Annotated in this window: 5 protein-coding genes; 3 read left to right on the top strand and 2 right to left on the bottom strand. The window is 72.1% G+C overall.

The window, feature by feature from the left end; all coding sequences use genetic code 11:
* Nucleotides 1–263 precede the first annotated feature (263 nt).
* Nucleotides 264–833 carry a hypothetical protein gene (locus NH339_RS17020; protein WP_253027196.1) on the top strand — a complete coding sequence of 190 codons (570 nt, stop codon included), beginning with the start codon at nt 264–266 and terminating at the stop codon, nt 831–833.
* Between the two features lie 15 nt (nt 834–848).
* On the opposite strand, the gene NH339_RS17015 is transcribed toward NH339_RS17020, so the two are convergent.
* Entirely contained in the window at nt 849–1,424 is a 576-nt protein-coding gene (locus NH339_RS17015) for an HhH-GPD-type base excision DNA repair protein (RefSeq protein WP_253027195.1), read from the bottom strand.
* Nucleotides 1,425–1,478: 54 nt separating this feature from the next.
* The gene (locus NH339_RS17010; protein ID WP_253027194.1) at nt 1,479–2,144 is read right to left on the bottom strand and encodes a TetR/AcrR family transcriptional regulator; all 666 of its coding nucleotides are present in this window, start codon (nt 2,142–2,144) and stop codon (nt 1,479–1,481) included.
* 50 nt (nt 2,145–2,194) lie between these two features.
* Here NH339_RS17010 and NH339_RS17005 point away from each other — a divergent pair, with 50 nt between their 5' ends.
* Both NH339_RS17005 and NH339_RS17000 read left to right on the top strand, forming a co-directional pair.
* Nucleotides 2,195–5,080 carry an MMPL family transporter gene (locus tag NH339_RS17005; RefSeq protein ID WP_253027193.1) on the top strand — a complete coding sequence of 962 codons (2,886 nt, stop codon included), beginning with the start codon at nt 2,195–2,197 and terminating at the stop codon, nt 5,078–5,080.
* Nucleotides 5,080–5,790 (top strand): YhgE/Pip domain-containing protein (locus NH339_RS17000; protein ID WP_253027192.1); only part of this gene is annotated, 711 nt, incomplete at its 3' end. The genes NH339_RS17005 and NH339_RS17000, both read left to right, overlap by 1 nt.

Raw genomic sequence — 5,790 nt, 5'->3', positions numbered from 1 at the left:
CGACGACGCTGGGAGCACCCGCCACGAGGTCGCGCACCGCGTCGAGCGAGGCGTCGCGCAACGATCCCGCCTCCTCGACGTCGCCGACGAGGGACCCGGCCGGCAGCAGCGGCGGGTGGGGGCAGAAAGCCAGACGCGTCACGGGGCGAGCGTAGGCGGGACCTCGCGGGCCCGCTGGTCGAGCCCTTCGGCGCTCGGCGAGGACTGACGCCACGGCCCTCGCTCGACCCGCCGCGCCGGTCGTCGCGTGGCACGATGACGAGGTGCCTTCCTACCTCCCCGACGAGGACGTCTGGCGCTACGCACCGGCGCCCGTGGCGCGGGGGTGGCGGCGTCTGGCCGTCGTCGGTCCGCTCGTGGCCGTGCTCGTCGCGGCCGGCGCGGTGGCGGTGGCGCTGCAGGCGCGGTCCCAGGACACGCGCGGCACGTTGGACGACCCGCGCGTGACGCGCATGGTCGCGCAGGCCTGCGGCATCATGACGTCGGCCGTGGCGCAGGTGCGGGTCGACGGTCCGGCGCGGCTGCGCGGCGCCCAGCTGGCCGACCAGAACCTCGAGGTGCGGCGCATGATCGACCGCGTGCGCACCCTGCCGCAGGCCGTGCGCCGAGCCGATCGTCCGCTGGAGGCCTGGCTCGCCGACTGGGAGTCGCTCCTCGCCGCGCGCGAGCAGTACGCACGTCAGGTCTCGGGCGGCTTCCGCGGCGACTTCCGACCACCGACGGCAGCCGACGGGAGCGAGCTCGAGCAGCGCATGGACCGCGCGGCCGCCGGAACCTGTCAGGTGCCGGCGACCCTCGTCGACCCGTTCGCCTACCAGGACGTCAGCGTCTGACGCTCCCGTCGTGGGTCAGGACTGACCGGCCTTGGCCTTCGCCTCGGCCTTCGCCGCCTTCTTGAAGTCGCGGACCTTCTTGAGCGAGTCGGCGTCGACGACGTCGGCGACCGACCGGTAGCCCTTCTTGCTGTAGTCGCCGGAGACGGTGGTCCAGCCGCGCGGCTTCACGTCGAGCTGCTTGGCCAGCAGCGCGACGAAGATCTTCGCCTTCTGCTCGCCGTACCCGGGCAGTGCGGTGAGCCGCGCGAACAGCGCCTCTCCGGACTTCGCGTCCGTCCAGATGCGGGAGGCGTCGCCGTCGTACTCCTCGACCACGACCTGCGCGAGGGCCTGCACCCGTCCGGCCATGGACCGTCCGTACCGGTGGATCGCTGGCGGGGTCGCGCAGAGGTCGGCGAAGGCGTCGGGCTCGGCGGTCGCGATCGCGGCCGGGTCGAGCGTGCCGAACCGGTCGAGGATCTTCGCCGGGCCACGGAACGCGTGCTCCATCGGGCACTGCTGGTCGAGCAGCATGCCCACGAGGAGGGCGAACGGGTCGGCGCTGAGCACCTGGTCGGCGGCGGGGTCCTGGGCGATCTGGATGGCCATGGAACCATCCTGCCGCACCCGCGTGCGGTGGAGGCGTCGAGCGCGCCAGCGGCCTCAGGCGGGCTCGGTGAAGGAGAGCAGCATCCGCGGCAGGGCGACGCGCATGGCCTCGACGTCGACGGGACGGCCGTCGACGAGGGACCCGAGGACCAGGGCGTCCCACGTGCCCATGAGGATCGTGCACACCTCACGGACGTCGAGGGTGAGCCGCAGGTCGAACGCGTCCAGGGCGGACGTGAGGACCTCGCCGATGCCGTCGAGGACGGCGTTCCACCAGCCGACGAAGACGTCGCCGCCCACGTCGCCGCGCAGGCCCCTCAGCTGCATCTCGAGGTGGAGCTGGAAGTCGTCACGGTCCGGCGGCTGCAGCAGCAGGAACCGTTCGAGGATCACGCCGGCGGCCTCCTCCGCCCCGAGCCCGTCGAGGGTCGTGAGGTCGGCCGCCTCCTTCAGCATGGCCAGGACGCGCTCGCGCTCACGCTCGGTCAGGGCCACCACGAGCTCGTCCTTCGACGTGAAGTTGGAGTAGAACGCGCCACGTGTGTAGCCAGCCTCCTCGCACAGCCGCTCGACCGACACGCCCTGCAGCCCCTCGCGCACCAGCAGGGAGCGGGCCGCGTCGAGCAGGCGCTCGCGGGTGGCGGCTCGGCGGCGCGAGACCGCGTCGACGGATGCGGACTCGTCGGGGCGACCGGCGACGGCGTCAGGCGTGGTGGACACGACACCAGGATACATTGATGTATTCAATACAGAACCGTATCGTGGCAGACATGTCGTCCTCCCTGTACGAGCTCGGACGCCGGTGCTTCCTGCGCCCCGGTCGCGTCCTCCTCGCCTGGTTCCTGGTCGCGCTGATCGGTGCCGGCGCCGCACTCGCGCTGGGCGACGGGACGCGCGACGAGTTCGACGTCCCCGGCACCGAGGCCAACGACGCCTTCGTCGACCTCGGCCGCACCTTCCCCGAGCTGTCCGGCCTGACCGCCTATGCCGTGGTGGTCGCCCCCGACGGCACGTCGATCGAGTCGCCCACGTCGAAGGCGCTCGTCGGCCGCACGGTCGCCGCCCTGGAGCGGGTCGACGGCGTCACCTCCGTGACCTCCCCCTACGACGAGCTGGCACGCGCCGCCTCGATCTCGCGCGACGACCGGGCCGCCCAGATCCAGGTCTCCCTCGCCGGCGACCTCGGTGGGGTGACCGACCGTCTGAAGAGCGACCTCCAGCGGACCGGCACCAGCCTCGACGACGCCGGCTACACGGTCGCGTTCGGCGGCGACGCCTTCTCCAACACCGGACCGAAGCTCTCGATCATCGAGGTGATCGGCGTCGTCGTGGCGCTCGTCGTGCTCTACCGGATGTTCCGGTCGTGGCGCGCGGCCTTCCTGCCGATCGTCACCGCGCTCGTCGGCGTGGCGGTGACGATGGAGCTGCTGTGGACCGCCACCGGCTTCCTGACGATCAGCTCGACCGCCCCGCTCCTGGCCCTCATGATCGGGCTTGCCGTGGGGATCGACTACGCCCTGTTCATCGTCTCGAGGCACCGCGAGCTCATGGCCGACGGCATCCCAGCCGACGAGGCCGTCGGGCGTGCCGTCGCGACGGCCGGGTCCGCCGTGGTCTTCGCCGGCGTCACGGTGATGATCGCGCTCGTCGGCCTGTTCGTCGCCGGCATCCCCTTCCTGACGGTCATGGGCATCAGCGGCGCCGTCTCGGTCGCCGTCGCCGTCGCCGTGGCGCTGACCCTGCTGCCCGCCCTGCTCGGCCGCGCTGGCGACCGCCTGCAGCCCACGGCGAAGGAGAAGCCCGCGGGCGGCTTCTCACGACGCTGGGTGCGCCTGACCACCCGCTTCCCCGCCGTCGCGATGGTCGTCGTGGTCGGCGTGCTCGCCGTCGGGACCCTGCCAGTGAAGGACCTGCAGCTCGCGCTCCCCGACAACGGCAGCGCGCCGAGCGGCAGCACCCAGCGCGAGGCCTACGACCTCGTCGACCAGCACCTCGGACCCGGCTACAACGGACCGCTGCTCGTCAAGCTCGACGTGATCACCTCCAACGACCCGCTCGGCGTCGTCGACGACGTCGAGCGCGACCTGCGGGCGACGAAGGGCGTGGAGACCATCGGTCTCGCGACCCCGAACCGCTCCGCCGACACCGCCGTGATCCAGGTGATCCCCACGACCGGTCCCGCGTCGCCCCAGACCGCCGACCTCGTGCAGCGGATCCGTGCCGAGGCGCCCCGGTGGGAGCAGGAGCACGGCGTGGACGTGTCGGTCACGGGGCTGACCGCCGTCGGCATCGACGTGTCGGAGCGGCTCCAGGACGCCCTCCTCCCCTTCGGCCTGCTCGTCGTCGGCCTCTCGGTGCTGCTGCTCATGGTGGTCTTCCGCTCCCTGCTCATCCCCCTCAAGGCGACGCTCGGGTTCCTGCTCTCGACAGGTGCGGCGTTCGGCGCCGTCGTCGCGGTGTTCCAGTGGGGCTGGCTCGCCGACCTCGTGCACCTGCAGGACACCGGACCGCTGATCTCGTTCCTGCCGATCCTGCTGATGGCCGTGCTGTTCGGCCTGTCGATGGACTACGAGGTGTTCCTGGTCTCGCGCATGAAGGAGGAGTACGTGCGCACCGGCGACCCCGACGAGGCGATCGTCGAGGGCTTCGTCGGCAGCTCGCGGGTGGTCACCGCGGCGGCGGTGATCATGCTCGCGGTCTTCGCGGCGTTCGTCCCCGAGGGCGACGAGAACATCAAGCCGATCGCCTTCGCGCTCGCGGTGGGTGTGTTCGCCGACGCGTTCCTCGTGCGGATGCTGTTCGTGCCGTCGGTCATGCGGTTCGCCGGCCACCGCTCGTGGTGGCTCCCCCGCTGGCTGGCGACGCGCCTGCCCCACGTCGACGTCGAGGGCGAGGCGCTGCACCGGCGGGTCGAGCTCGAGACCTGGCCGCGCCCGCACTCGACCGCCGCCGTCTCCGCGGCCGGGCTCACGCTCGCGACGCCGGAGGGCATCGTCTACAACGACGTCACTGTGGAGCTCCCGGCCGGCGAGTGGCTCGTGGTCCACGGGCCGAGCGGCAGCGGCAAGACCGCGCTGCTGCTCACGTTCGCCGGACGCATGGCCTTCGACGAGGGACGGCTGCGCGTGGCCGGCCACCTCCTCCCGCAGGAGTCGCGCGACGTGCGCCGCAGGGTCTCGCTCGCGGAGTTCCGCGACGTCAACGACCTCGACCCGAACCTCACCGTCGACCAGCACGTCGCCGAGCGGCTGTCGATCCGCACCCTCGGCCTGTGGGTCTCGCGGTCGAAGGTCTCGCCGGTGCGCGACCTGATGAACCGGGCCCTCGAGGCGGCCCACGTCGAGCACGGCCTGCCGTTCACCGACGTCGACGGCTCGACACTCGTCTCGGACCTTCCACGCCTGGAGCGCAAGACCTTGGGCATCGTCCTCGCCCTGCTGGCCCGGCCGGAGGTGCTCGTCGTCGACGACGCCGACGACCTGCGCGCCACCGAGCACGTCGACCTGCTGTGGTCGACCCTCGCGCACCTGCTGGAGGACCGGCCGACCGCGCTCGTCGCGAGCGTGCAGTCGGCCACCTCCGCCCCCGCCCCGTCCCCGCGACTCCACCTGCTGGAGCTCGACACCCGACGCACCCTCGACGAGCTGATGATCTGATGCTGCCCACCCCCTCCCTCCCCTGGTTCGAGCTCGCGCGGTTCCGTCGCAGCCGGCTCACCCGCCTGGCCGTGCTCGCGGTCGCGATCGTGCCGCTGTTCTACGGCGCGCTGTACATCTGGGCCAACATCGACCCGACGGGCCGGCTCGACCACGTGAAGGCCGCCGTGGTCAACGAGGACCAGATGGTCGAGGTCGCCGGGCGCGACGGCGAGAAGCAGCCCGTGGCCGTCGGCCGTCAGCTCGCCGCGAACCTCGTCGGCAACGACGACCGCAACAACTACGACTGGGTCCTCACCGACCCGTCCGACGCCCGCAGCGGTCTCGCCGACGGTCGCTACAAGGCGGTCCTCACGATCCCGCGCGACCTGTCGAAGGCGGCGACGTCGACGAGCGGCGACCCCGACGCGGCGGTGCAGGGCCGACTCGACCTGAAGACGAACGACGCCGTCAACTTCGTCAACGGCCAGATCGCCGACCGCATCCTCGAGGCCGCGAAGTCGTCGCTGAACGCCCAGGTCACGCGCACCTACCTCGACAACCTCTACCTCGGCTTCACCGACATCAAGAGCTCCCTGGAGGAGGCGGCCGACGGCGCGGGCACGCTCGCGGACGGCGCGGGCCGACTCGGCACCGGGGCCGACCAGCTGGCCGACGGCACCCGTCAGCTGAGCAGCGGTGCCGCGACGCTCGCCGACGGGAACCGGCAG

The sequence above is a fragment of the Aeromicrobium sp. CnD17-E genome, from assembly GCF_024124745.1.
Classification (GTDB): Bacteria; Actinomycetota; Actinomycetes; order Propionibacteriales; family Nocardioidaceae; genus Aeromicrobium.
Note: the sequence above shows the minus strand (reverse complement) of the source record. Positions and strands in the feature narration are given on the sequence as shown.

Excerpts from the sequence above, each read along its gene's own strand:
- NH339_RS17015 (WP_253027195.1), bottom strand. The coding sequence starts at position 1,424 with ATGGCCATCCAGATCGCCCAGGACCCCGCCGCCGACCAGGTGCTCAGC.
- NH339_RS17005 (WP_253027193.1), top strand. The coding sequence starts at position 2,195 with ATGTCGTCCTCCCTGTACGAGCTCGGACGCCGGTGCTTCCTGCGCCCC.